Here is a 23,396-nt window from a genome sequence, read left to right on the forward strand (position 1 = left end):
GGAAACATGCCACGTTCCACATCCTCCGGGTTCACCGGACTGCCCGGACCTTCCAGCTCCGAATCCACCTCCGGATCCACCCGCGCTTCGGCCGCGGCATCGGCCTCCACGCCACCCGGCCCCGCCCCGCGCCGACCCACCCCGCCGGACCCGGACCGGGCGGTCGCGGTGGTCGGCCTGGCCTGCCGGTTCCCCGGCGGCGCCACACCGGCCGAGTTCTGGCGGCTGCTGGAGTCCGGATCCGCTGCCATCGGCGCCCCGCCGGCCGGCCGGCCCGGGGCCGTGGACGGTCCGCCGCTGACCGGCGAGGCGCCGCCCGTCGGCGGCTACCTCGACGAGGTGGACCGGTTCGACGCCGAGTTCTTCGGGATCTCCCCCCGGGAGGCGGCGGCCATGGACCCGCAGCAGCGGCTGGTCCTCGAACTTGCCTGGGAGGCCGTGGAGGGCGCCGGGAACGCCCCGGACGCACTGCGCGGCAGCCGCACCGGCGTCTTCGTGGGTGCGCTCGCCGACGACTACGCGACCCTGCTGCGCCGCGGCGGCCCGGACACGGTCAACGGCCACACCCTGACCGGTCTGGCGCGCGGCATCATCGCCGGCCGCCTCTCGTACGCGCTCGGTCTGACCGGACCGAGCATGGTGGTCGACGCCGCGCAGGCGAGCGCTCTGGTGGCGGTGCAGCTGGCCGTGGAGAGCCTGCGCCGCGGAGAGAGCGAACTCGCCCTGGCCGGCGGGGTGAACCTGAACCTGGCACCGGACAGCACCACAGCGGTCGCCCGGTTCGGCGGTCTGTCGCCGGACGGCCGCTGCTTCACCTTCGACGCCCGCGCCAACGGCTATGTGCGCGGCGAGGGCGGCGCGGTGCTCCTGCTCAAGCTGCTGCGGGACGCGGTGCGCGACGGCGACCGGGTGCACTGCGTGATCCGTGGCGCCGCGGTCACCAACGACGGGGCCAGCGCCACGCTGCCCACCCCGACGGTGGCAGGGCAGGAGCGGGCGGTGCGGGCCGCGCTGGCCGACGCGGAACTCGCGCCGGAGCAGGTGCAGTACGTGGAACTGCACGGGCCGGGCACCCGGCTCGGCGACCCGATCGAGGCGGCGGCCCTCGGAGCGGTCTTTGCAGCGGGGCGCGCGGAGGACGCCCCGCTGGTGGTCGGCTCCGTGAAGACCAACATCGGGCATCTGGAGGGTGCCAGCGGGATCGCCGGGCTGGTGAAGACGGTGCTGAGCATCGCGGGCCGACGCCTGGTACCGACGCTGAACCACCGGACGCCGAACCCGGACATCGACCTGGCGGCCCTGCGGCTGCGGGTGGGCGTGGCGGCACAGCCGTGGCCGTGGCCCGAGGTGCCGCTGGTGGCCGGGGTCAGCTCGTTCGGGATGGGCGGCACCAACTGCCATCTCGTCCTGGAGGAGTTCACGGCCCCGACCGCTGCCGCTGCCGTCCCGCCGGGCGAGGTGCTGTCCCCCGGGGCGCCGCTCGCCTGGCCGCTGTCCGGGCGTGACGAGCAGGCGCTGCGGGAGCAGGCGGGCCGCCTGCACGCGTACCTGACCGAGCACCCGGACGCCGAACTGCTCGCCCTCGCCCAGCTGTACGCGACCCGCCGTACCCTCTTCGAACACCGCAGCGTGACAGTGGCCCGCGGCCGCGACGAACTCCTCGCCGAGCTCGCGCTGCTCGCCGAGGGCCGCCCCTCGGGCGGCACGGTGGAGGGGACCCACGCGGGGGCGCCGCGCCGGGCGGTGTTCGTCTTCCCGGGGCAGGGCTCGCAGTGGGCCGGGATGGCGGCGGGGCTGCTCGACCACTCCCCCGTCTTCGCGCGCCGGTTCGCCGAGTGCGCCGCCGCGCTCGCCCCCCATCTGGACTGGTCCCCGGAGGATGTGCTGCGCGACCGGCCCGGCGCGGCGGAGCTGGCCCGGGTCGACGTGGTGCAGCCGATGCTGTGGGCGGTCATGGTCTCGCTGGCCGAGGTGTGGCGGGCCGCCGGCGTCGAGCCGGCCGCGGTGGTCGGCCACTCGCAGGGCGAGGTCGCCGCGGCCACCGTGACCGGGGCACTGTCCCTGGCGGATGCCGCCCGCATCGTGACGGTGCGCAGCAAGGGGCTGTTGAAGATCGCCGGCCTCGGCGGGATGGTCTCGGTGCCGCTGCCGGACGAGCGGGTGCGCCGTGACATCGCCCCGTGGGAGCCGGAGTTGAGCATCGCCGCCGTCAACGGTCCGCAGCAGACCGTGGTCGCGGGCCCGCCCGACGTGCTGGAGAGGTTCACCGCCACCTACGGGCCCGAGGTCCGCATCCGCAAAGTGCGGGTCGACACGGTGTCGCACTGCGCGGTGGTGGACGTCTTCAAGGACGACCTGTACGCGGGCCTCGGCGAGATCACACCCCGCTCCTCGACGGTGCCGTTCTGGTCCACGGTGACCGGAGACGTGCTCGACACGGCTGCCCTGGACACCGACTACTGGTACCGCAACCTGCGGCACGAGGTGCGGTTCGCGCCCGCTGTGGCCTCGCTGCTGGAGGCCGGGTTCGAGGCGTTCGTCGAGATCAGCCCGCACCCGGTGCTCACCACCGGGGTGCTGCAGACCGCGGAGGCGCGGGCCCGGGAGGCCGCGGTCGTCTCGACACTGCGCCGGGACGACGACGAGGTGCGCCGCCTGCTCACCGCCTTCGGCGAGGCGCATGCGCACGGGATCGCCGTCGACTGGTCCGCCGTGCGGCCCGCCGCCGGTCTCGTCGCACCCGCGCTGCCGGCCGCCCTGCCGACGTATCCGTTCCAGCGCCGTCGGCACTGGACCCGGGTGACCGCGGCGCCGGACGGTGCGGGGGTCACCGTGCCCGATACGCGGACGGCCGAGTCGGCCGACTCCGCGGACGGTCTCGCGGCCCGGCTGGCCGCGCTGTCCCCGCAGGCCGCGCTCCAGTGGATGCTGACGCTGGTACGGGACCACACGGCGGCCGTCCTCGGGTACGCCGGCGGGGACGAGGTCCGTCCCCGGCACACCTTCAAGGACCTCGGTTTCGACTCGGCGATGACGGTGGCGCTGCGCGGCCGGCTCGGCCGTGCGGCGGGCTGGACCCCGCCGGTCAGTGCCCTGTACGACCATCCGACGCCGACCCGGCTCGCAGAGTACCTGTGCCGTGAGCTGCGCGCCGGGCAGCGCACGCCGCAGGAGCCGCCGGCGGTGCTGATCGAGCGGCTGTCCGCGGCGCTCGGCGCACTCCCGCCGGAATCCGGCCCCCGCGAGGAGGCCGCGGAGCGGCTCACCGCACTGCTGGCGACGCTGGGCACACCGGTCGCGGTGTCGCCGGGCGTCGCGGCACCGGGTCCCGGGAGCGGAGCGGGCGGCGACGGGACCGACGAGGTTGCCGCGCTGGAGGCGGCGGTGGAGGCAGCCGGTGTGGAGGAGCTGTTCGAACTGATCGACAGCTCGCTGAGCTGACCGACCGGTACCGGAACACCCGACCGCGGCGACCGGCTCGCCGGCGCCGCGGTCGGCACCGGTCCTCGGCGCGCCCGCGCGCCCGACGCATTGCACCGCTTGGCACTGCTTTGTGCCTTTTTTTCTTGGCCGGTCGGAACCGGCTGCTGCACACGTTTCGTAGGTCAGCCCGCGCCGTGCGGCCGGGCGTCACCATGGGGGTACGGCGATGACGGCCGATCGGAAGATGGTCGACTACCTGAAGAAACTCACGCTGGAACTGCACCAGTCCAGGCGGCGGGTGCGGGAACTGGAGGAGGGCGGGTCCGAGCCCGTCGCCGTGGTCGGCATGGGCTGCCGTTTCCCGGGCGGGGTCAGCTCCCCGGAGCAGCTGTGGCAGCTGGTCGCCGAGGGCCGGGACGCGATCGGCGCGTTCCCGGTCGACCGCGGCTGGGACCTGGAGAACCTGTTCGACCCGGACCCCGAGCACCCGGGCACCAGCTACGTCCGCGAGGGCGGGTTCCTGTACGACGCGGGCGAGTTCGACCCGCGGTTCTTCGGCATCTCGCCGCGCGAGGCGCTGGCCATGGACCCGCAGCAGCGGATCCTGCTGGAGGTGTCCTGGGAGGCGCTGGAGCGTGCCGGGATCGCCCCGGACTCGCTGCGCGGCAGCCGAACGGGGGTGTTCACCGGCCTGATGTACCACGACTACCTGGCCGCCCAGCGTGATGGCGCGATCCCGCAGGAGGCCGAGGGCTACTTCCTCACCGGCACCACCGGGAGCGTGGCCTCCGGCCGGATCTCCTACCTGCTGGGCATGGAGGGGCCGGCGCTCACCGTGGACACCGCCTGCTCCTCCTCGCTGGTGGCGGTGCATCTGGCGGTGCAGTCGCTGCGCCGCGGTGAGTGCTCGCTCGCGCTGGCCGGCGGGGTCACGGTCATGGGCGGCCCGAACAACTTCGTGGAGTTCAGCCGGCAGCGCGGGCTGGCGCCCGACGCGCGGGTCAAGCCGTTCGCGGCCGGCGCCGACGGCACCGCCTGGGGCGAGGGCGCGGGCGTCGTGGTCGTGGAGCGGCTGGCGGACGCGCAGCGCAACGGGCACCCCGTCCTCGCGGTCATCCACGGCACCGCCGTCAACCAGGACGGGGCCAGCAACGGCCTGACCGCCCCGCACGGCCCGAGCCAGGAGCGCGTCATCAACGCCGCGCTCGCCGACGCCGGCTGGAGCCCCGACACGGTACAGGCCGTCGAGGCACACGGCACCGGTACCCGGCTCGGCGACCCCATCGAGGCCGGCGCGCTGCTCAACACGTACGCTTCCGGCCGCGACGCGGACAACCCGCTGCACCTGGGCAGCCTGAAGTCCAACATCGGCCACACGCAGGCCGCCGCGGGCATCGCCGGGCTGATCAAGACGGTGCAGGCACTGCGCCACCGCACGCTGCCGAAGACACTCCACATCGACGCCCCCACCCCGCACGTGCCCTGGGACAGCGGCCACATCGAGCTGCTGACCGAGCAGTTGCCCTGGCGTGCGCAGGGTCCGCGGCGGGCCGGCGTGAGCGCCTTCGGCATCTCCGGCACCAACGCGCACGTCCTGGTGGAGGAGGCACCGGAGCCGGTCGAGCCGGCGGCCGGGGACAGCGCCGAACCCCGCCCGGCCGACGGAGCGGTGCCGGTGCTGCTGTCCGCGCGCTCCCCGCAGGCGCTGCCGCTCGCGGCCCGCCGCCTCGCCGCACATCTGCGGGAGCACCCCGAGGTGCGGCGGGCCGACCTCGGGTACTCGCTCGCCGTGAGCCGCAGCGCGCTGGAGCACCGGCTCGCCGTGCCGGGCCGGGACCACGACGCGCTGCTCGCCGCGCTGGAGCGGATCGCCGCCGGGGACCTGTCGGAGGCGGTCACCGGGACGGCCGCCGACGGGCCGGCCCAGGTGGTCTTCGTCTTCCCGGGGCAGGGGTCGCACTGGGTCGGCATGGCCGCCGAACTCCTCGACCGATCCGCCGAGTTCGCGAAGGCCGTGACCGCCTGCGCGGAGGCCCTGGCCCCTCACACCGACTGGTCGCTGCTCGACGTGCTGCGCGGCGAGCCCTCGGCACCTCCGCTGGAGCGGGTGGACGTGGTGCAGCCCGCGGTGTGGGCGGTGATGGTCGCCCTGGCCGCGCTGTGGCGGTCGTGCGGGGTCGAACCGGCCGCCGTGGTGGGCCACTCGCAGGGCGAGATCGCGGCCGCGGTCGTCGCCGGCGGGCTCTCGCTGGAGGACGGCGCCCGGCTGATCGCCCTGCGCAGCCGCGCCATCCGGGCGCTGTCCGGCTCCGGCGGCATGGCCTCCCTGGCGGTCTCCGCCGCGGTGGCCGAGGAGCTGCTGGCCCCCTGGGCGGACCGGGTCTGTGTCGCAGCGGTGAACGGTCCCTCCGCCACCGTCGTCGCGGGCGAGCCGGCTGCCCTGGAGGAACTGGTCGCCGCCACCAAGGAGCGCGGCCACCGGGCCCGTGTCATCCCCGTCGACTACGCCTCGCACTCGCCCCAGGTGGAGGCACTGCGCGAGCAGTTGCTGGCCGAGCTGGACGGGATCGTGCCGCGCAGCGGCACGATCCCCTTCCGTTCCTCGGTCACCCTCGACGACCGGGACACGGCGACCCTGGACGCCGCCTACTGGTACCGCAACCTGCGCGAACCGGTCCGCTTCGAGGCCGCGGTGCGCGCGCTCGCCGAGCGGGGCGCCACCCTCTTCGTGGAGGTCAGCCCGCATCCGGTGCTGTCCTTCGCGGTGCAGGAGACGGTGGGCGAACAGGCCGTCGCGGTCGGCTCGTTGCAGCGCGGCGAGGGCGGTCTTGAACGCTTCCTGCACTCGCTCGCCGAGGGCTGGTGCGCCGGTGCCACGGTCGACTGGGCGACCGCGCTCGCCCCGTACGCCCCCGTGCGCACCGACCTGCCGACCTCCCCGTTCGAGCGCGAGCGGTACTGGCTCGCCCCCGGCAAGGCACCCTCCGACGCGCGTGCCCTGGGCCTGGGCACGGCCCAGCACCCGCTGCTCGATGCCGTGGTCGACCTGCCGGACGGCACCGTGGTGCACAGCGCGCGGCTGGGCGTGGACACCCAGCCGTGGTGTGCCGACCACGCGGTGCACGGCACGGTCCTGCTGCCCGGCACCGCCTACGTCGACCTCGCGCTCGCCGTGGGCGCCCGGTGCGGCGCGCCGGTCATCGCCGACCTGGTGCTGACCGCGCCGCTGGTGCTGCCGGAGAACGGTGGCGTGCATCTGCGGCTGACCGCGGGACCGCCCGAACCGGACGGGACGCGCGCCCTGACCGTTCATTCGCGCCCCGAGCAGGCGGACCCGGACGAGCCATGGCGCGGGCACGCAACGGCCCGGCTGGCCCCGGCCGCCGACGACACCCCGCGTCTGGCGCCCGCGCTCACGCGGGGCGAGTGGCCCCCGCCCGGTGCCGAGGACATCGCACCGCGGGTGGACTACGAGCGGTTCGCGGCCGCCGGGTACGAGTACGGGCCGGCCTTCCAGGGGCTGGCGGGGCTGTGGCGGCGGGGCGACGAGGCGTTCGGCGAGGTGCGGCTGCCCGAGGCCGCGCCCAGCGGCTCCTTCGAGGTGCATCCGGCCGCACTGGACGCGGCACTGCACACCGCGCTCGCCGCCGAACTCGTCGACCACCGGGGCGGTGCCACCCCTCTGCCGTTCGCCTGGAGCGGGGTGCGCCTGTACGGCGCGCACGCCGCGGTGCTCCGGGTCCGGCTGAGCCGCGCCGACGACGGCGGCCTGCGCCTGGAGGCGGCCGACGAGAACGGCACGCCGGTGCTGACCGCCGACACGGTCGCCTTCCAGGCCGCCTCGCCCGCCCTCGCGGCGGGCACCGGCGCGCTGCACCGCATCGACTGGGTGCCGCGGCAGCCGGCGCCCGCCGCGCCGCCCGCTTCCTGGGCGGTCCTCGGCGACCTGGACCTGCCGGGTGCGCTCAGGGCCGGCTCACTCGCCGAACTCGGCGTCGCAGTACCGCCGTTGGTGCTGGCGCCCTGCCCGCTGCCCGCGGAGGGCATGGCGAGCGGCGCGCACGCGGCCGCGCGCTGGGCGCTCGCACTGCTGCAGCAGTGGCAGTCGGACGACCGCTTCACGGGCAGCCGACTGGTGCTGCTGACCCACGGCGCGCTCGCCGTCGACGCCACCGACGAGACGGCCACCGCGGCAAGGCTGGCCCAGTCCACGGTGTGGGGTCTGGTGCGTTCCGCCCAGTCGGAGGCGCCCGGCCGGTTCACCGTGGTCGACATCGACGCCGGCGATGCGTCGCTGGACGCGCTGCCGGGCGTACTGGCCCTGGACGAACCGCAGCTGGCCCTGCGCGCGGGCCGGGTTCTGGTACCGCGCCTGACCCGCACCGCCCCGGCGCCGACCGGCGCGGACGGGCCGGTGTTCGATGCCGAGGGCACGGTGCTGGTCACCGGCGGGCTCGGCGGCCTGGGCTCGCTGGTCGCCCGGCATCTGGTGCGGGCGCACGGCGTGCGGCGGCTGCTGCTGGTGGGCCGGCGCGGGGCGCACACTCCGGGCGCGGCCGATCTGCACTCCGAACTGTCCGCGGCCGGCGCCGAGGTGAGCATGGTCGGCTGCGACCTGACCGACCGGGAGGCGCTCGCCGATGTACTGGCCGGCATCCCCGAGGCGCACCCGCTCACCGGCGTGGTGCACACGGCCGGGGTGCTGGACGACGGCGTGCTCACCGCGCTCACCGAAGAGCGGCTGGCCGCGGTGCTGGCGCCGAAGGTGGATGCGGCCGTCAACCTGCACGAGCTGACGCGCAATCAGCCGTTGTCCGTGTTCGCGCTGTTCTCCTCGGTGGCCGGTCTGCTGGGCAATCCGGGCCAGGCCAACTACGCGGCCGCCAACACCTTCCTGGACGCCCTGGCCGCGCACCGCCGCTCGCTGGGCCTGCCCGCGGTCTCGCTCGCCTGGGGCTTCTGGGCCGAACGGGGCGGTATGACCGGGCACCTGGACGAGGGTGACGTGGCCCGCCTGGCCGGCTTCGGAGTGGCACCGCTGGCCGCCGAGGACGGACTGGCCCTGTTCGACTCGGCGCTCGCCGCGAGCCAGGCGGCCGGCGAGCAGACCCCGGCGCTGCTGGCCCCGGTCCAGTTCGCGCATGCCACGCTGCGGGCCCGGGCGGCCGGCGACGGGCTGCCGCCGGTCCTGCGCGGCCTGGTCCGCACCCCGCGCCCGGGCCCGGCCACCGCGTCTGCGCCGCAGGGGTTCGCGGCCCGGCTGGCCCAGGTGGCCGAGGCCGACCGGCGGGCCGTGGTGCTCGACCTCGTGCGCGCGCAGGCCGCGCAGGTGCTGGGTCACGACTCGGCCGACGCCCTCACCGCCGGCCAGTCCTTCAAACAGCTCGGCTTCGACTCGCTCACCGCACTCCAGCTGCGCAACCGGCTCAACTCGGCCACCGGTCTGGTCCTCCCGGCCACCCTCGCCTTCGACCACCCGACCCCGGAGGAGGTCACCGGCCTCGTACTGCAGCGGCTGGCCCCGAGCGAGCGGCCGGCTGAACGCGCGGCCGCTGCCGTCGCCGAACAAACCGAGCGGCAGGCCGGCGCGGACGAGCCGATCGCCATCGTCGGCATGGGCTGCCGGCTGCCCGGCGGGGTCACCTCGCCCGAGGAGCTGTGGCGGCTGGTCGCCGAGGGCCGGGACGCCATCGGGGCCTTCCCCGACAACCGCGGCTGGGACCTGGACGACCTCTTCCACCCGGACCCGGAGCACTACGGCACCAGCTACGTCCGCGAGGGCGGGTTCCTGTACGACGCGGGCGAGTTCGACCCGCAGTTCTTCGGCATCTCGCCGCGCGAGGCACTGGCCATGGACCCGCAGCAGCGGCTGCTCCTGGAGGTCTCCTGGGAGGCACTGGAGCGTGCCGGGATCGCACCCGACTCGCTGCGCGGCAGCGACACCGGCGTGTTCACCGGGATGATGTACCACGACTACGGCTCGACCACGCGGATTCCGAGCGAGGTGGAGGGACACTTCCTCACCGGCACCACGGGCAGCGTGGCCTCCGGCCGGATCTCGTACCTGCTGGGCATGCAGGGGCCGGCGCTCACCGTCGACACCGCCTGCTCCTCCTCACTGGTCGCGCTGCACCTGGCGGTGCAGTCGCTGCGCCGCGGCGAGTGCGTCATGGCGCTGGCCGGCGGCGTGGCCGTGATGTCCTCACCGGCCACCTTCGTCGAGTTCAGCCGCCAGCGCGGGCTCGCTCCCGACGGCCGCTGCAAGCCGTTCGCGGCCGCCGCTGACGGCACGTCGTGGGCCGAGGGCGCCGGTGTGCTCGTGGTGGAGCGCCTGTCGGACGCCCGGCGCAACGGGCATCCGGTGCTCGCGGTGATCCGGGGCACCGCCGTCAACCAGGACGGGGCCAGCAACGGCCTGACCGCCCCGCACGGCCCGAGCCAGGAGCGCGTCATCAACGCCGCGCTCGCCGACGCCGGCTGGAGCCCCGACACGGTACAGGCCGTCGAGGCACACGGCACCGGTACCCGGCTCGGCGACCCCATCGAGGCCGGCGCGCTGCGCGCCGCGTACGGGGCGGGGCGCAGTGCGGACGCCCCCCTGCACGTGGGCAGCCTGAAGTCCAACATCGGCCATGCCCAGGCCGCCGCGGGTGTCGCCGGCATCATCAAGATGGTGGAGGCGATGCGGCACCGCACCCTGCCGCGCACCCTGCACATCGACGCCCCGAGCCCCCACGTGGACTGGGACGGCAGCGGCCTGAGCCTGCTCACCGAGGAGCGGCCGTGGCAGGGCGCGGGCCCGCTGCGGGCCGGCGTCAGCAGTTTCGGCATCAGCGGCACCAACGCGCACGTGCTGATCGAGGAGGCCCCCGCGGCACCCGCGCCCGTGGACGCGTCCGAGGCGCCCCGGCCGACGGCGCGCCTGCTCGCCCTGTCGGCGCGCACGCCCGCCGCGCTGACCTCGCTCATGGCACGCAGCCTCGCCACGCTCGGACGGAACGGGGACACGGGCCTTGCGGAGTTCTGCCGCGCCGCCCATACCGGCCGGGCCGTGCTGCCGTACCGCGTTGCCGCGGTGGCGGCGAGCGCGGACGAGATGCGGGACCGGCTCGCCGACCTCGTCGCCGGGCAGCCGGAGGGGATGGGCGCCCGGCGCGGTCACGCCCGTCCGGGTGTCACCCGTGACGTGGTGTTCCTGTTCACCGGTCAGGGCGCGCAGTACCCGGGGATGGCGCGCACCCTGTATGCGACCGAGCCGGCGTTCCGCGCGGTGCTCGACCGGTGCGAGGAGGTGCTCAGCGGTGAGCTGGACCGTCCGCTCACCGAGGTGATCGGCCTGCTCGGCGAGCCGGCACCCACCGGTGCCGCGGACGCGGCGGTGCACGAGACCCGGTACACCCAGCCCGCCCTGTTCGCGGTGGAGTACGCGCTCGCCGAGTTGTGGCGGTCATGGGGGGTCCGGCCCGCCGCGGTGCTCGGTCACAGTGTCGGCGAACTGGTGGCCGGCTGTGTGGCCGGGGTGATGTCGCTGGAGGACGCGCTGCGGCTGGCGGCGGTGCGCGGACGGCTGATGCACGAGCAGTGCGGGCCGGGCGCGATGGCGGCGGTGTTCGCCGCGCCGGAGCGACTCGACGAGGTTCTGGGCGAGTTCACCGGCCAGGTCGCGGTGGCCGGGATCAACGGGCCGCAGAGCCTGGTGATCTCCGGCGCCGAAGAGGCGGTGGCCCGGGTACGGGAGGTGCTCGCCGAGCGCGGGGTGCGCAGCAAGCCCCTCGCCGTGCGGCGGGCGTTCCACTCGCCGCAGATGGAACCGATGCTGGACGCCTTTGAGCGGGAAGCCGCCCGGATCTCCTTCGCGCCGCCGCGGATCGGGCTGATCTCCAACGTCACCGGGGACTTCTTCACCGACGGCGCCACCTTCACCGCCGCCTACCTGCGCCGGCACGTCCGGGAGGCGGTCGACTTCCACGGTGGTGTGAACGCCCTGTGGGCCAGGGGCCACCGCACCTTCCTGGAGGTCGGCCCGGCCCCGCACCTGGGCGGCATGGCCCGGCGTTTCGTCCCGGAGGACGCCCTGCGGGGCCAGGAGGAGCCGCCGCTGTTCCTGCCCTCGTTGCGGCCGGGCCAGGACGACTGGCGGGTACTGCTGGACACGCTCGGCACCCTGCACGTCCACGGCGCCACGGTCGGCCTGACCGCCTGGGACGGCCCGCAGCCGGGCGCCCCGACGGCCTCGCCGGTGCCCACCTACCCCTTCCAGCGCACCCGTTACTGGCTGACGGTTCCTGCGCCCGGCGCCCGGGCCACCGTCACGGCCCCGCCGGTGGAGCCGGCCGCCGTCGAGGAACCGGAGGCGGTGTCCGCGGGCGGGGTCCGGGCAACCGTCGAGTCGGCGTCCGAGGAGTCGCGCCCGGACCTGGTGGCCGGTGTGATCGCCGCGATCGTGGCCCGCACACTGGGCGGCCGGCCCGAGGACGTGGACCGGCACGACCCTCTGCCGAGCCTGGGGCTCGACTCGATGATGTCGTTGGAGGTACGCACCGGGATCACTGCCGAACTCGGCGTGCAGGTGCCCCTGGCCGCCCTGCTCGACGGCGCCTCGGTCTCCCGGCTCGCCGAACTCGTGCTCGCCGGCTGGGAGTCGGGAGCCGACGGCACCGACGCCGTTCCCGCCTGAACCCAGGGCACCACCCAGTCCCCGGAGCGCCCGCCGGGCCGCGCGACCCGCGGCCCGGCGGGGCCCCGCATTCGAGCCGTAAGGACGACAAACACATGACACGTACGACACAGCACGGGAACGCACTGGGCGTGATCGGTCCGGGTACCGTGGGCCGCGCGCTCGCCACCGCCGCCGCCCAGGCCGGCCTGAGGGTGACCGCACTCGCCCGCGACGAGGCGGGGGCCGCCGCGGCCCGCACCGCGATCGAGGCCGCACTGCCCCCCGCGGCCCGCCCGCACCTGGTCTGCACCGCCGACCCGGCCGCCCTCGCCACGGCCGACCTCGTCGTCGAGGCCGTCCAGGAGGATCTGTCCGCCAAACTCGCCGCGCTCGCCACCGCGCACACGGTCTGCCCGCCGCACACCGTCTTCGCCACCACCAGCGCGGCCCTGTCGGTGACCGAGCTGGCCGAGGGCACCGGCCGGCCCGACCGGGTCGCCGGGCTGCACGTCCTGCCGCCGCTCGCACCGGGCGCGGCCGCCGAAGTGGTCCCCACCGCGCACACCGCGCCGACCGCGCTCACCGCCGTACGCCTGCTGGTGCGTGACCTCGGCCTCACGCCGGTGCAGGTCGGCGACCGGCCCGGCCGTGTAGCGGGCCTGCTGTACTTCGCTTTTCTCGGCCGCGCCGCCCGGATGTACGAGGAGGGGTACGCCTCGGCCGACCAGATCGACACGGCGCTGCGGCTCGGCTGCGGGCTGCCCACCGGCCCCCTCGCCCGCATCGACGAGCTGGGCGTGGACACCGTCTGCGACGCGCTCACCGCGCTGGCCGCCGCCACCGGCGACCGCCGACTCGAACCCGCCCCCGTGCTGCGCCAGTTGGTCCGCGAGGGACGGCTGGGGCGCAAAAGCGGCGCAGGGTTCCACCGGTACGCCGGCGTCGGCACCGCCGATGAGCCCCGCACGCCGGCCTTGCGGCCGACCGGGATCGGCCGGGTCGCGGTGGTGGGGTCCGGCACCATGGCCGCCGGGATCGCCGAAGTCTGCGTGCGCGCCGGCTTCGCCACCGTGATCACCGCCCGCAGCGAGGCCAAGGCCGAGACGACCCGCAGCCGGGTCGCCGCCTCCCTGATGCGGGCCACCGCACGCGGTCACATCGGCACCGGCGAGGGCCGGGCCGCGCTCGGGCTGCTGTCGGCACGGGGCTCGCTCGCCGGGGCCGCCGGCGCCGACCTGGTGATCGAGGCGGTGGCCGAGGACACCGCGGTCAAGGAGACCGTCTTCCAGGAACTGGGCCGGATCTGCCGCCCGGGTGTCGTGCTGGCCACCGGCACCTCCAGTCTGCCGGTCGCGGACTGCGCCACCGCCTCACGGCGACCCGAGGACGTGGTCGGGCTGCACTTCTTCCATCCGGCCCCCCGGATGCGGCTGGTGGAGGTGGTGGCCACGCCGAAGTCGGCACCGGCCACCGTGGAGACCGCGCAGGCCTTCGCCACGGCGCTCGGCAAACAGCCGGTGCTGTGCGAGGACCGCGCCGGCTTCGTCGTCAACGCGCTGCTGTTCCCGTACCTCAACCAGGCGCTGGAGCTCCTGGGTTCGCACTACGCCGACACGGATGTGATCGACACGGTGATGCGGACCGGCTGCGGCTTCCCGACCGGGCCGTTCGAACTCCTCGACTCCATCGGCCTGGACGTCTCGCTGCGCATTCTGGGCCATCTGCACGAGGCCGCGCCGGGCACCCACCAGGAGCCCTCGCCGCTCCTCGCCCATCTGGTGCGGGCGGGCCTGACGGGACGCAAGCCGGGTACCGGCCTGCGCGGCTGCTGACCCCGCGGCGCCCGCCACCCACCGACCGGCCGTATCCGCGGTCACCACCCCGGCCGCGCCCGCACCGCGGCCGAGGCCTCCGTGCGGGCGGGGCGGGCCGCCCCTCGCCCGCCCGCACACTCCCACCGAACCACCGTCCCACCCGGAAGGCAGGACCCCGTATGGCCGTCACCACCGAGCGACCGAAGAGACCGGAGAGACCGGATCAACGGGAGAGACCAGAACGACTGAGAAAACCGGAGAGACCGCAGTGCCGTCCACGCGGCCTCATCGTCGACTTCGGCGGTGTGCTCACCACCTCGCTGCGCACCAACGCCGAGGAGTTCGAGCGCTCCGCGGGCCTCGCGCCCGGCGCCTATCGCGCCGCGCTCGCGCACCCGGCCGGTGCCCGGGTCTACGCCGACCTGGAGACCGGCCGGGCCGCCCAGCGGGACTGGAACGAGGTGATCGGCGGTCTGCTCGGCATCGAGACGGAGAACCTGATGGGGCGAGTGCTCGGCCCGCTGCGCCTGGAGGACCAGGTGGTGGACGCGGTGGCGGCCGCCGGTGCGAGCGGCGCGGTGACCGCCCTGCTCTCCAACTCCTTCGGACTCGAACCCTTCAACGTCTACGCGGAGTTGGATCTGCTCGACCTGTTCGACGTGGTCGTGCTCTCGGAGCGGGAGGGCGTGCGCAAACCCGACCCGGAGATCTACCGCCGCACCGTCGGCCGCATGGGACTCGCCCCGCGGCGCTGCGTGTTCGTGGACGACCGCGAGGTCAACCTGCCGCCCGCCAGGTCCCTCGGCATCCACCCCTTGCTGCACACCGACCCCACCCGCACCGCGTCCCTGCTGTCCGAGTGGTTCGGGCCGCAGAAAGACATGCCCGCAGTCGATCCGGTCCCGCCCTCCGCTACGGATCCGACGCGCCCGGAAGGCCTCGAACGCCACTGATGCGCGGTGCGCGCGGTGGGGGCCGTGGCTCGCGGGGTGCGGCATCCGGCCGGTCAGGCGCGGGTGCTGTGGCGGGGACCGCCGTACTCGCTGTCGGTCACGTGTTCCCGCCAGTCGACCTCGTCGGTCTCCCCCAGGGCGATGTGGGTCATGAAGTGGTCGGGAGCGGCGCCGTGCCAGTGCTCCTCGCCCGGCGGGGTCCGGATCACGTCGCCCGGGTGGGCCTCGAGGATCTCCCCGCCGCGGGACTGGACCAGTGCGATGCCCTCGACGATGTAGAGGGTCTGGCCCAGGCCGTGGGAGTGCCAGGCCGTGCGGGCGCCGGATGCGAAGCGCACGGAGTTCGCGCGGGCGCGGGAGGGTTCCTCGCCGCGGTGGATGACATCGGCCCACGCGTCGCCGGTGAACCACTCGGCCGGCAGCTTCATCGTCGGCTGCTTCTTCAGCAGTTCCATCGGGAAATCCCTCTTCCGTGTTGTGCGGGTCCGGCGGTTCCGACTGTGTCGGTTCCCCGCGGCGGTCGGGGTCCCGGCCGTGGCTGGGCCGTTCGGCACCGCGCGTCACCGCCGGGTTGCCAGGTCCGTGGTCCGTTCAGGTGGCCGGCGGGCCGAGGGCTGAGCGCTCCCTGCGGCCCGCGCACTGTTGGCCTGCACCGTACGGAAGGCCGTCTGCTTCTTGCGGTCGGGCCCCTCTTCGCTGCGCAGACCCATGACCTGCAAGATCCGCACCGGGCGGCCGAGCTCGCGCTTCAGACGGTTGACGATCGGCGTCCAGGCGCTGGAGACCACGCTCTCCTTCGCGCTCTTGCGACAGTACGGGCTGCCCATGCGCGGGAAAGCGCCCGTACGCCGCGATCTCGGTCAGCAGGCTGCGCGGCATCCGGGTGCCGTCGGGGCCCGACATCGTGCGGGTGACCTCCAGGTGCCGGTCGGCCGGCACCCCGACGGCAGCACACTGCAGCGCAGCGAGCTCGGACACCCCGGGATAACGGATGCCGCCAAAGACCACCGGCGGCTACTCCAGCACTCCGAGGCTGGAGAGGTAGGAGATCACCCGGTCGGCCAGGCCGGCGGCCCGGGCGGCCTCCATCAACACAAACATCATGACCGCGCTGTCCTTGCCGCCGGACAGCTGGGGCGCGAGCAGGTCGTGGTACTCGGCGGCGATGGCGCGCACCGCTTCCACCCGCCGGGGGTGCGAGGGCCGGTAGTAGACCTGCGTGGTGGAGGGATCCTGGTGGGCCATGAGGACTTGCAGGATGTCGAGCGGGACGCCGGCGTCGGCGCGGAGCTGGGCGTAGGTGTGCCGGAAGGCGTAGGGGAACACTCGTGCCGGGTCGAAGCGTTTGCCGTGCTCGTCGGTCACGGCGAACTGGTCGAGCCAGGTGGGAATACGCCTCCTCGACCAGGCCAAGAAGACCTACCCGACCATCGCCGAGAGTTGGGTCGACACCGGCTTCAAGAACGCCGTCATCGAGCACGAACAGAAACCCAGGAGTTCGTGACTTCCAGGTCGTCAAAAGGCGCCGGGTAGTCGAGCGAAGTCTGGGTTGGCTTATGTTGCACCGGCGTCTTTCTCGCGATTACGAGACCCTTCCCGCCAGCTCCGAGGCCGTGATCCACGTCACCTCGATCGACAACCTCGCCAAGCACATAACAGACGAGACGACACCAACCTGGCGAGGGACCTACTAGAACAGAAAGGGCAATTCACCTAGATCAAATGCCCTCTGAAGATGGACGCTCGGGATGACGCGGTCGGCCAGCATAGTGGCGACGGTGCTCTTGCCTGCGCCGGGCGGACCCGTCATCACGATCACCCGTCCGTGCGGAGCAGGGATCTGGCCGGAGCTGGGCGAACTCATGCGGCTACTATGCCACTTCCGACCAACAGACTGTGCGCGATTTCAGCTCCGGCGCACAGTAGGCGGCCGCCCCTGTCGAGGTACTCCGGCGTGTCGGCGAGTACGCAAGCGAGTGGTTGCCCGCGGGTCGGCCTTGCCAGCCAGGCCAAGCCGACCCGTGCAGAAGACCCCGTCTCCGTCAGTCCCCGACCAGGGGTGGCGGCAGGGGTCTCAGCAGGCTCATGACCACGTCGCCGCTCTCGGCGCCCGTGCTATCGACGTCGCTGACACCGAGGGCGGCCGCGAGCTCGCCCGTGTGGAGTCTGGCTGCGGCCTCCAACAAGGTGGCGTAGGTGTCGGTTGCGGCGCGGATTCTGTGCCGTGCGACGGTGGCGAGTACCGCGGCCAGGACCGCTGCTGGCCACCACCACCATGTCAGCGCGGCGTACAGCACGGCCCAGCCGCCGAGCGCGGTGGCTCGGGTCAGGTCCTGCCGGGCGTCTGTGATCTGGGTGCGGGTCGTCTCCGGCATGGTGAGCCACAGGTGTGGCCACAGCGTACCCATGTCCAGGTGGCGGTCCCGTTTCAGGCGTACGGCAGCGGCGTTGATGCGGTCGCCGCTCCAGGTCGGCCGTTGCGGGCACTCGGCGGCGATACGGGTTCTTCCATGCCAGGCGGCCAGTCGGCGGTCTCGGTCCTCGTCGGTGACCGTGGCGCCGGGCCGCGCGGCAGCCCGGTACAGGTCGCTGTATTCCTTGTGCACGGCCTCCCATCGCGCCCGGCGCGAGGCAGTGCGCCAGGCCCCGAGATTACGTGCCGGGAAGGGCCACTGGCCCCAGTCCGCGGCCAGCGCCCCGCGCTCGATGGCGGAGCCGAGAGCTTGGGCGGCCAGCCCGGCGGCCGCCGCGCCGGCCAAGATTCCGGCCAACAGCAGCACTTGCCCCGCAGTGGTCGCCGCGGTCCGCGAATGGGACCAGGTGGTGATCCGGCCGCTGACGCGGCCGACGGCGACCGGATGGGTCTGGCCCAGGGCGCGGGCGCAAGCGACGGCGGCCAGATACAGCGCACCGGGCAGGACCAACAGGGTCAGCCAGCGCTCCGCCAGTTTCTGGCCGAGCTGGCCCAGAAACCCGGTCACTGCTGCAACTCGCCCCGGGTCCACTCCATGCCGGTCAGTTCACACCTGGGAACGGCTCCCGGACCGGGCTGGGCGAAGCGCGTGCAGGGGTACTCGCGCCGGGGGCAGCGCAGCACGGGCTCGAAGGGCTCCTGCTCGACCCCGACGGCGTGAACCAGGCTACGAACACCAGCCTGGCCGTAGATGCCCAGGGAGTCGCGAGCGGTACGCAGAGCGCGATGGATCTTCTCCAGGTCGGCGGCGACATCCGTGGTGCCGGCCGGATCGGTCAGCCTGGTCAGCGCCGCGCGTTGGTCGTCCGAGCTCTCGGCGATGGTCCGTTCTATATACAAGCGATGTTCGCAGACATAGGCGAGCCCTCGGGCGACTTGGTCGGCGGACCGACCTGTGGCCTGGTTCACGGCGATCCCCCCGGCGTCGGCCGCCGAGCGCGGCCGGTCCGGGCCAGCATAGGCCAGAGCCGTGTGGCTTCTGAGACGATTCCATGATTCCAGTAAGTACTCCGATGATCACGATCAGTGCCGATACGGTGGCGTCCGACATACCAGAAGGACCGGGGTGGGGGGACCGCATGGATCGCAGGACTGAGGCGTTTACGCAGGTCAGGGAGCTCCTGGCCAAGATCCGGCAGACACGGGACTACGCACTGGCGCTGGATCCCGGTGTCGGCGCTCTTGCCGAACAGTTGCGACAGGCCGGAGGTGGACCGGGCGACATCGAGTGCTGCCATACGCTCGGCTGGCTGCACTGGTACCGGTATGGCGCGCTGCCCCACGGCGCGGATCAGCATGCGCTGGAACAGGCCCTTTCCTCGTTCGATCCATGCTTTCTGGCCGGGAACCAGGACTTGCCGGAGGAAGTGATCCCCGACCTGGTGCAGCGTGCCGCGGCAAGCACGATGGAGCTCAGCCAACGGGCGCAGTTCTCCCCGGATCCAGAGCTGGTGACACAGGCCGTCCAACAGTGGCGGCGCATCATCGACGCCACAGCCCAGGATCACCCGAACCGTCCGGCTCTGCTCTGCGCCTTCGGTACGACCTTGCTGATGCGCTTCCAGCGCACAGGTGTGCTCGAAGACCTCAATGAGGCCATCCGCATGGACACCCTGGCGCTGGACATCATCCCTGAGAGCTGCTTCGAGGCCCCCGCGCTGTTTTCCATCCTCGCCGAGGCGTTATGGACCCGGTTCGAGCACACAGGCGTGCCGGCCGATCTGAACGAGGCCGTGCGCCTAGGGGCTTTGGCCGTGAAAACAGCGCCGGAGAACTATCCCGATCGCCCGGCCATGCTGGCGAACCACAGCATCGCGCTGCTGGCCCGGTTCGGGCGGACCGGCGATCCGGCCGACCTGAACGAGGCCGTACGTCTGGGCACTCTGGCTCTGAACACCGCCCCCGAGAGTCACCCTAGCCGCACCATCATGCTGACCAACCTCGGTGGTGCGCTGCGCCGACAGTTCGAGCGCACCGGTGCGCTGACAGACCTGAACGAAGCCATCCGCGTAGGTACCCTGGCCGTCGAAAACAGCCCCGGTCACCACCCCGGCCGCGGCATGATGCTGTCAAATCTCTCGGATTCGCTGCTGGCCCGATTCGAACGCACCGGCGCGCTTAGCGATCTGCACGAGGCCGTCCGCGTGGGCACCCTGGCTGTGGAGACCACTGCCGAGAGCCACCCCGGCCGCGCCACGTGGCTGTCCAGCCTGGGCAACGCGCTACGGACCCGGTACGCCCGCACCGGTGCACTGGACGACCTGGACAAGGCCGTGGACATGGCGACCCTGGCCGTGGAACGCACCCCCGTAGGCCATCCCGGCCGCCCCGCCAGGCTGGTCAGTCTCGCGGGCGCGTTGAAGGCCCGATCCGAACGCATCGGCTCACAGGCCGACCTGGCAGAGTCCGTACGCCTGCAGACCCTGGCCGCCGAGGCCGCCGGCGACGACAGCCCCGACCGCGTCACCATGCTGTCCAACCTCGCGGAAGCGCTGCGAGCCCGTTTCGACCGGACAGACGTCCTGGCCGATCTGGACCAAGCCGTGGAGGTGGCGGCCCAGGCAGTCGAGGCCACGCCCCCGGACCATCCCAACCGGGCCTTCATCCTGACCAATCTCAGCGGCGCGCTTCGAACGCGGTTCCTGCGCACCGATGCGCTGCCGGACCTCTACCGAGCCGTGGAGGTGGCGACCCTGGCCGTGGAGTCCGCTACCGACGGCCATCCCCACCGGGCCAGCATCCTGAACGACCTCGGTGCCGCACTGCTCGCCAGATCCATGCGTATCGGCGCGCTGACCGACTTGAACGAGGCCGTGCGCATGATGACCCAGGCCGTGGAAACCACCGCCGACGACCATCCCGACCGCGCCAAATGGCTGTCCAATCTCTGCGCCGCGCTGCACGCCCGGTTCGAGCGCACCGGGGCGCTCGCGGACCTCGACGAAGCCGTACGCATGGGCACCCTGGTCCTGGCGAGCCTTCCCGAGGACTACCCCGGGCGGGCCCTCACCATGGCCAACCTGGGCAACGCGCTTCGGACGCGGGCCATGCGCACCGGCGCACTGGCCGACCTGGACAGGGCCGTGGAGATGGGCGGCCTGGCCGTGGCGGCCACCCCTGACGGCGATCCGGACCGCATCAAGCGACTGACCAATCTCGGCGCGGCCCTGTTCACCCGTTTCGAGCTCACCGGTAGCCTGACGGACCTCGACGCAGCCGTACGCGTGGGCACGCTCGTCCTGGGGACCCTCGCCGAGGACCACCCCGACCGCGGCACCTGGATGTCCAACCTCAGCGTCGCGTTGACGTCCCGGTTCCAGCGCACCGGCGATCCGGCAGACCTCGACGAAGCCGTGCGCCTGGGTGCCCTGGCCGTGGAGAGCTGCCCCGACGACCGTCCGGAACGCACCAGGTTCCTGTCCAACCTCGGCGTCACCCTGCGGACCCGGTTCGGACACACCGGCGCGTCGGCCGACCTGGACGAATCCGTGCGGGTGGCCGCCCTCGGCGTGGCGGCCACCGCCGAGGACCACGCCGATCGTGCCCTCATGCTGACCAACCTCAGCACTGCGTTGCAGGCCCGTTTCGAGCGAACCGGTGAGCCGGCCGACCTGGACGAGGCCATCCGTGTGGCGGCGCTGGCTGTGGAGACCACCGCGGACGACCACGCCAGCCGTGCCCTCATGCTCACCTTGCTTGGCAACGGGCTGCGGATCCAGGCCGAGCGTGGCGCCGACCCCGCGGCCGCGGAGCGGGCCGCTGACTTCCTCGAGCAGGCGGCCTCGTTGCCCTCAGCGCCTCCGACCGACCGGATCGACGCCGTGCTTCAGGCGGGGACGCTGATCGGGGTCACCGACCCCGGCCGGGCCGCCGATCTTTTCGAACAGGCCGTACGCCTGCTGCCCGAGATCGCTTCGGACCGACTGCGACGTGACGACCGCCAGTTCGCGCTCAGGCGTTTCAGCGGCCTGTCCTCCGATGCGGCAGCATTGGCGTTGCTCGACACCTCCAAACCCGCAGGCCAGCGGGCCGAGCGGGCTCTGGCGCTGTTGGAGGCCGGGCGTGGAGTGCTGCTCAGCCGGGCCATGGGCCTGCGCAGCGACGTCACCGACCTTCAAGCCGAACACCCCGAACTGGCCCGCAGGCTCACCGAGCTGCGCACCTTGCTGGACGCCGAGTCCGACGGTCGTCGCGTCACCGCCGACCCGGCCGACGGCGCGGTGGCCGGCAGCACCCGCGCCGCGTGGGCGGTCGAGCTGGCGGCGGTCCTGGAGCGGATCCGTGCGCTGCCGGGCTTCGAGTCCTTCGGCCTGCCGCCATCGATGGAACAGCTGCGAGCCCAGGCAGCGGCCGGACCGATCGTCGGCTTCACCGTCAGCTTCCACCACAGCGCGGCCCTGATCCTCACCACCGACGGCGTCACCGCGGTGCCACTGCCCGGCCTGACACCGGAGGCCCTGGTCGAGCACATCGACGCCTTCCACCGGGGGCTGGACGACGTCTACGGCTTGGAAGACGTGCGCCGCGAAGCGGGTCAGGCCTTGCTGAACACGCTGGCCTGGTTGTGGGACGAGGTCGCCGAACCGGTGCTGGATCACTTGGGGCACCGCCACCCACCGCTCGACGGTGCGGCCTGGCCGCGGGTGTGGTGGGCCACCGGCGGCCTGCTGGGACTCCTGCCGCTGCACGCCGCCGGACACTACGAACACAAATCCGACCCGGGCCGGCGGAGGGTGGCCGATCGTGTCGTGTCCTCCCACACTCCGACCGTTCGGGCTCTGGGCCACGCCCGCCGGCCCCGCCCGGACGTCACGGCGGCGTCCTCGCTGATCGTCGCCATGCCCACCACCCCGGACCTGCCGGAGGAGCTACGCGGCGCGGAATTGCGGCACATCCCCATGGAGGCCGCGCGCCTGGCCGAGCTGCTGCCCAGCCCTGTGACGCTCAGCGGCCCGCAGCAGGGCGCGCCGGCGCAGGCCCCGCCGACGCGGGAACGCGTCCTCGCGGAGATGTCGTCCTGCACGATCGCTCACTTCGCCTGCCACGGCGTCAGCGACGCCGACAACCCCTCGAACAGCCGTCTTCTGCTGCACGACCACCGGGATCATCCGCTCACCGTCGCGGCCCTGGCTCCGGTCGACTTCCACACGGCACGCCTGGCTTATCTGTCGGCGTGCAACACCTCGGCCAACCACGCCGTCGACCTGCTGGACGAGGCGATCCACCTGGCCGGGGCCATGCAGCTGGCCGGCTACCCGCACGTGATCGGCACCTTGTGGCCCATCGACGACGAAATGGCCGTCGACGTCGCCACCGGGTTCTACACCGCGCTGCGGGACGCGGCCGGCGACCTGAACGTCGACGACGCCGCGATCGCCCTGCACCAGACTCTCAGAACACTTATTGAGGAGCAGAAGATTCACGCGACACCGTGGCTGTGGGCGCCCTACATCCATGCAGGGGCCTGACTGCGGCGGCGCTCGCCTTAGTACCTCGGCCAGTCGTTCTTTGGTCTCCTTCAGTTCCTGCCGCAGCTTGCGCTCGCTGCCGGGCACCTGGCCCTGGGCCCGAACGCGGGCGTAGGACTCGTCCTTGTGGTCGGCGCGCCGGTGGGTGAGCACGTGCCGCTTGACGTCGGCCTCGGCGGCGAGTGAGACGGCGGTCAAAGCCCCGTCCGACCGGAGCGGGGTGCCGGCCAGCAACCGGTCGATGGCCGCCCGGATGTTCTTGCGTTCGGCGGTGCGGTCCTCACTCACTCGTCGTCCCATCCCCAAGGGTGATGCGCGTAGCCCGGTGCTGGGCGGCAAGTTCTTCCAGGTGCTCGGCCTTGGACCGGAGCCGTTCGGACATCAGCTCGGGAACCAGCGGGGACAGGGCCTGCATCCGCAGGTTCTCCGCGGCGGCCAGCATCTGGTCCGAGTGATGGTCGATACGGGCGATGTTCACACAGGCGCTGCGGCAGCGGTCCAGGCTGCGGCCACCCTCGATGAAGCCGCTGGTCACGCGGGCGGGGAAGGTCATGCCGTTCCAGGTAATGACAGTTCCCCCCAGCTCTCGCACGGCGGACCCAGCAC

Annotated in this window: 11 protein-coding genes and 1 pseudogene; 6 read left to right on the forward strand and 6 right to left on the reverse strand. The window is 73.3% G+C overall.

Features of this window, described 5'->3' with window-relative positions:
• The first annotated feature begins 6 nt into the window (after positions 1 to 6).
• The 4 genes from ACFZDC_RS34050 (at position 7) to ACFZDC_RS34065 (ending at position 14,849) form a co-directional block, all read left to right on the forward strand.
• The gene (locus ACFZDC_RS34050; protein WP_391329906.1) at positions 7 to 3,441 is read left to right on the forward strand and encodes an acyltransferase domain-containing protein; all 3,435 of its coding nucleotides are present in this window, start codon (positions 7 to 9) and stop codon (positions 3,439 to 3,441) included.
• Between the two features lie 208 nt (positions 3,442 to 3,649).
• Entirely contained in the window at positions 3,650 to 12,100 is an 8,451-nt protein-coding gene (locus ACFZDC_RS34055; RefSeq protein ID WP_391329907.1) for an SDR family NAD(P)-dependent oxidoreductase, read from the forward strand.
• A gap of 95 nt (positions 12,101 to 12,195) precedes the next feature.
• On the forward strand, positions 12,196 to 13,914 hold the full coding sequence (locus tag ACFZDC_RS34060; protein WP_391329909.1) for a 3-hydroxyacyl-CoA dehydrogenase NAD-binding domain-containing protein: 1,719 nt from the start codon (positions 12,196 to 12,198) through the stop codon (positions 13,912 to 13,914).
• A gap of 269 nt (positions 13,915 to 14,183) precedes the next feature.
• Positions 14,184 to 14,849 carry an HAD-IA family hydrolase gene (locus ACFZDC_RS34065; protein ID WP_391330022.1) on the forward strand — a complete coding sequence of 222 codons (666 nt, stop codon included), beginning with the start codon at positions 14,184 to 14,186 and terminating at the stop codon, positions 14,847 to 14,849.
• Between the two features lie 53 nt (positions 14,850 to 14,902).
• Here the strand turns inward: ACFZDC_RS34065 and ACFZDC_RS34070 are convergent, their stop codons facing one another.
• From ACFZDC_RS34070 to ACFZDC_RS34080, 3 genes are all read right to left on the reverse strand, one after another.
• Entirely contained in the window at positions 14,903 to 15,304 is a 402-nt protein-coding gene (locus ACFZDC_RS34070; RefSeq protein WP_391329910.1) for a cupin domain-containing protein, read from the reverse strand.
• 105 nt (positions 15,305 to 15,409) lie between these two features.
• A complete protein-coding gene (locus ACFZDC_RS34075) occupies positions 15,410 to 15,676 on the reverse strand; it encodes a hypothetical protein (RefSeq protein WP_391329912.1) in 267 nt (88 codons plus the stop codon).
• 187 nt (positions 15,677 to 15,863) lie between these two features.
• A complete protein-coding gene (locus ACFZDC_RS34080) occupies positions 15,864 to 16,214 on the reverse strand; it encodes a tyrosine-type recombinase/integrase (RefSeq protein WP_391329914.1) in 351 nt (116 codons plus the stop codon).
• A 19-nt stretch (positions 16,215 to 16,233) separates the two neighbouring features.
• Between ACFZDC_RS34080 and ACFZDC_RS34085 the strand changes: the two are divergent.
• Positions 16,234 to 16,543, forward strand: a pseudogene (locus ACFZDC_RS34085) (transposase); the annotation flags it as partial.
• Between the two features lie 348 nt (positions 16,544 to 16,891).
• Here the strand turns inward: ACFZDC_RS34085 and ACFZDC_RS34090 are convergent.
• Positions 16,892 to 17,830 (reverse strand): hypothetical protein, encoded by a 939-nt coding sequence (locus ACFZDC_RS34090; protein ID WP_391329915.1) that lies wholly within the window; start codon positions 17,828 to 17,830, stop codon positions 16,892 to 16,894.
• Positions 17,827 to 18,162: a hypothetical protein gene (locus ACFZDC_RS34095; protein WP_391329917.1), complete on the reverse strand. Its 336-nt coding sequence runs from the start codon at positions 18,160 to 18,162 to the stop codon at positions 17,827 to 17,829. The genes ACFZDC_RS34090 and ACFZDC_RS34095 overlap by 4 nt, the downstream gene beginning before the upstream one ends.
• A gap of 239 nt (positions 18,163 to 18,401) precedes the next feature.
• On the opposite strand from ACFZDC_RS34095, the gene ACFZDC_RS34100 reads away from it, so the two are divergent.
• Positions 18,402 to 22,790: a CHAT domain-containing protein gene (locus tag ACFZDC_RS34100; RefSeq protein WP_391329919.1), complete on the forward strand. Its 4,389-nt coding sequence runs from the start codon at positions 18,402 to 18,404 to the stop codon at positions 22,788 to 22,790.
• A gap of 280 nt (positions 22,791 to 23,070) precedes the next feature.
• On the opposite strand, the gene ACFZDC_RS34105 is transcribed toward ACFZDC_RS34100, so the two are convergent.
• Positions 23,071 to 23,343 carry a hypothetical protein gene (locus ACFZDC_RS34105; RefSeq protein ID WP_391329920.1) on the reverse strand — a complete coding sequence of 91 codons (273 nt, stop codon included), beginning with the start codon at positions 23,341 to 23,343 and terminating at the stop codon, positions 23,071 to 23,073.
• Positions 23,344 to 23,396: the final 53 nt, after the last annotated feature.

Origin of the sequence: Streptomyces sp. NPDC007905 (assembly GCF_042959345.1) — a bacterium.
GTDB lineage: Bacteria > Actinomycetota > Actinomycetes > Streptomycetales > Streptomycetaceae > Streptomyces.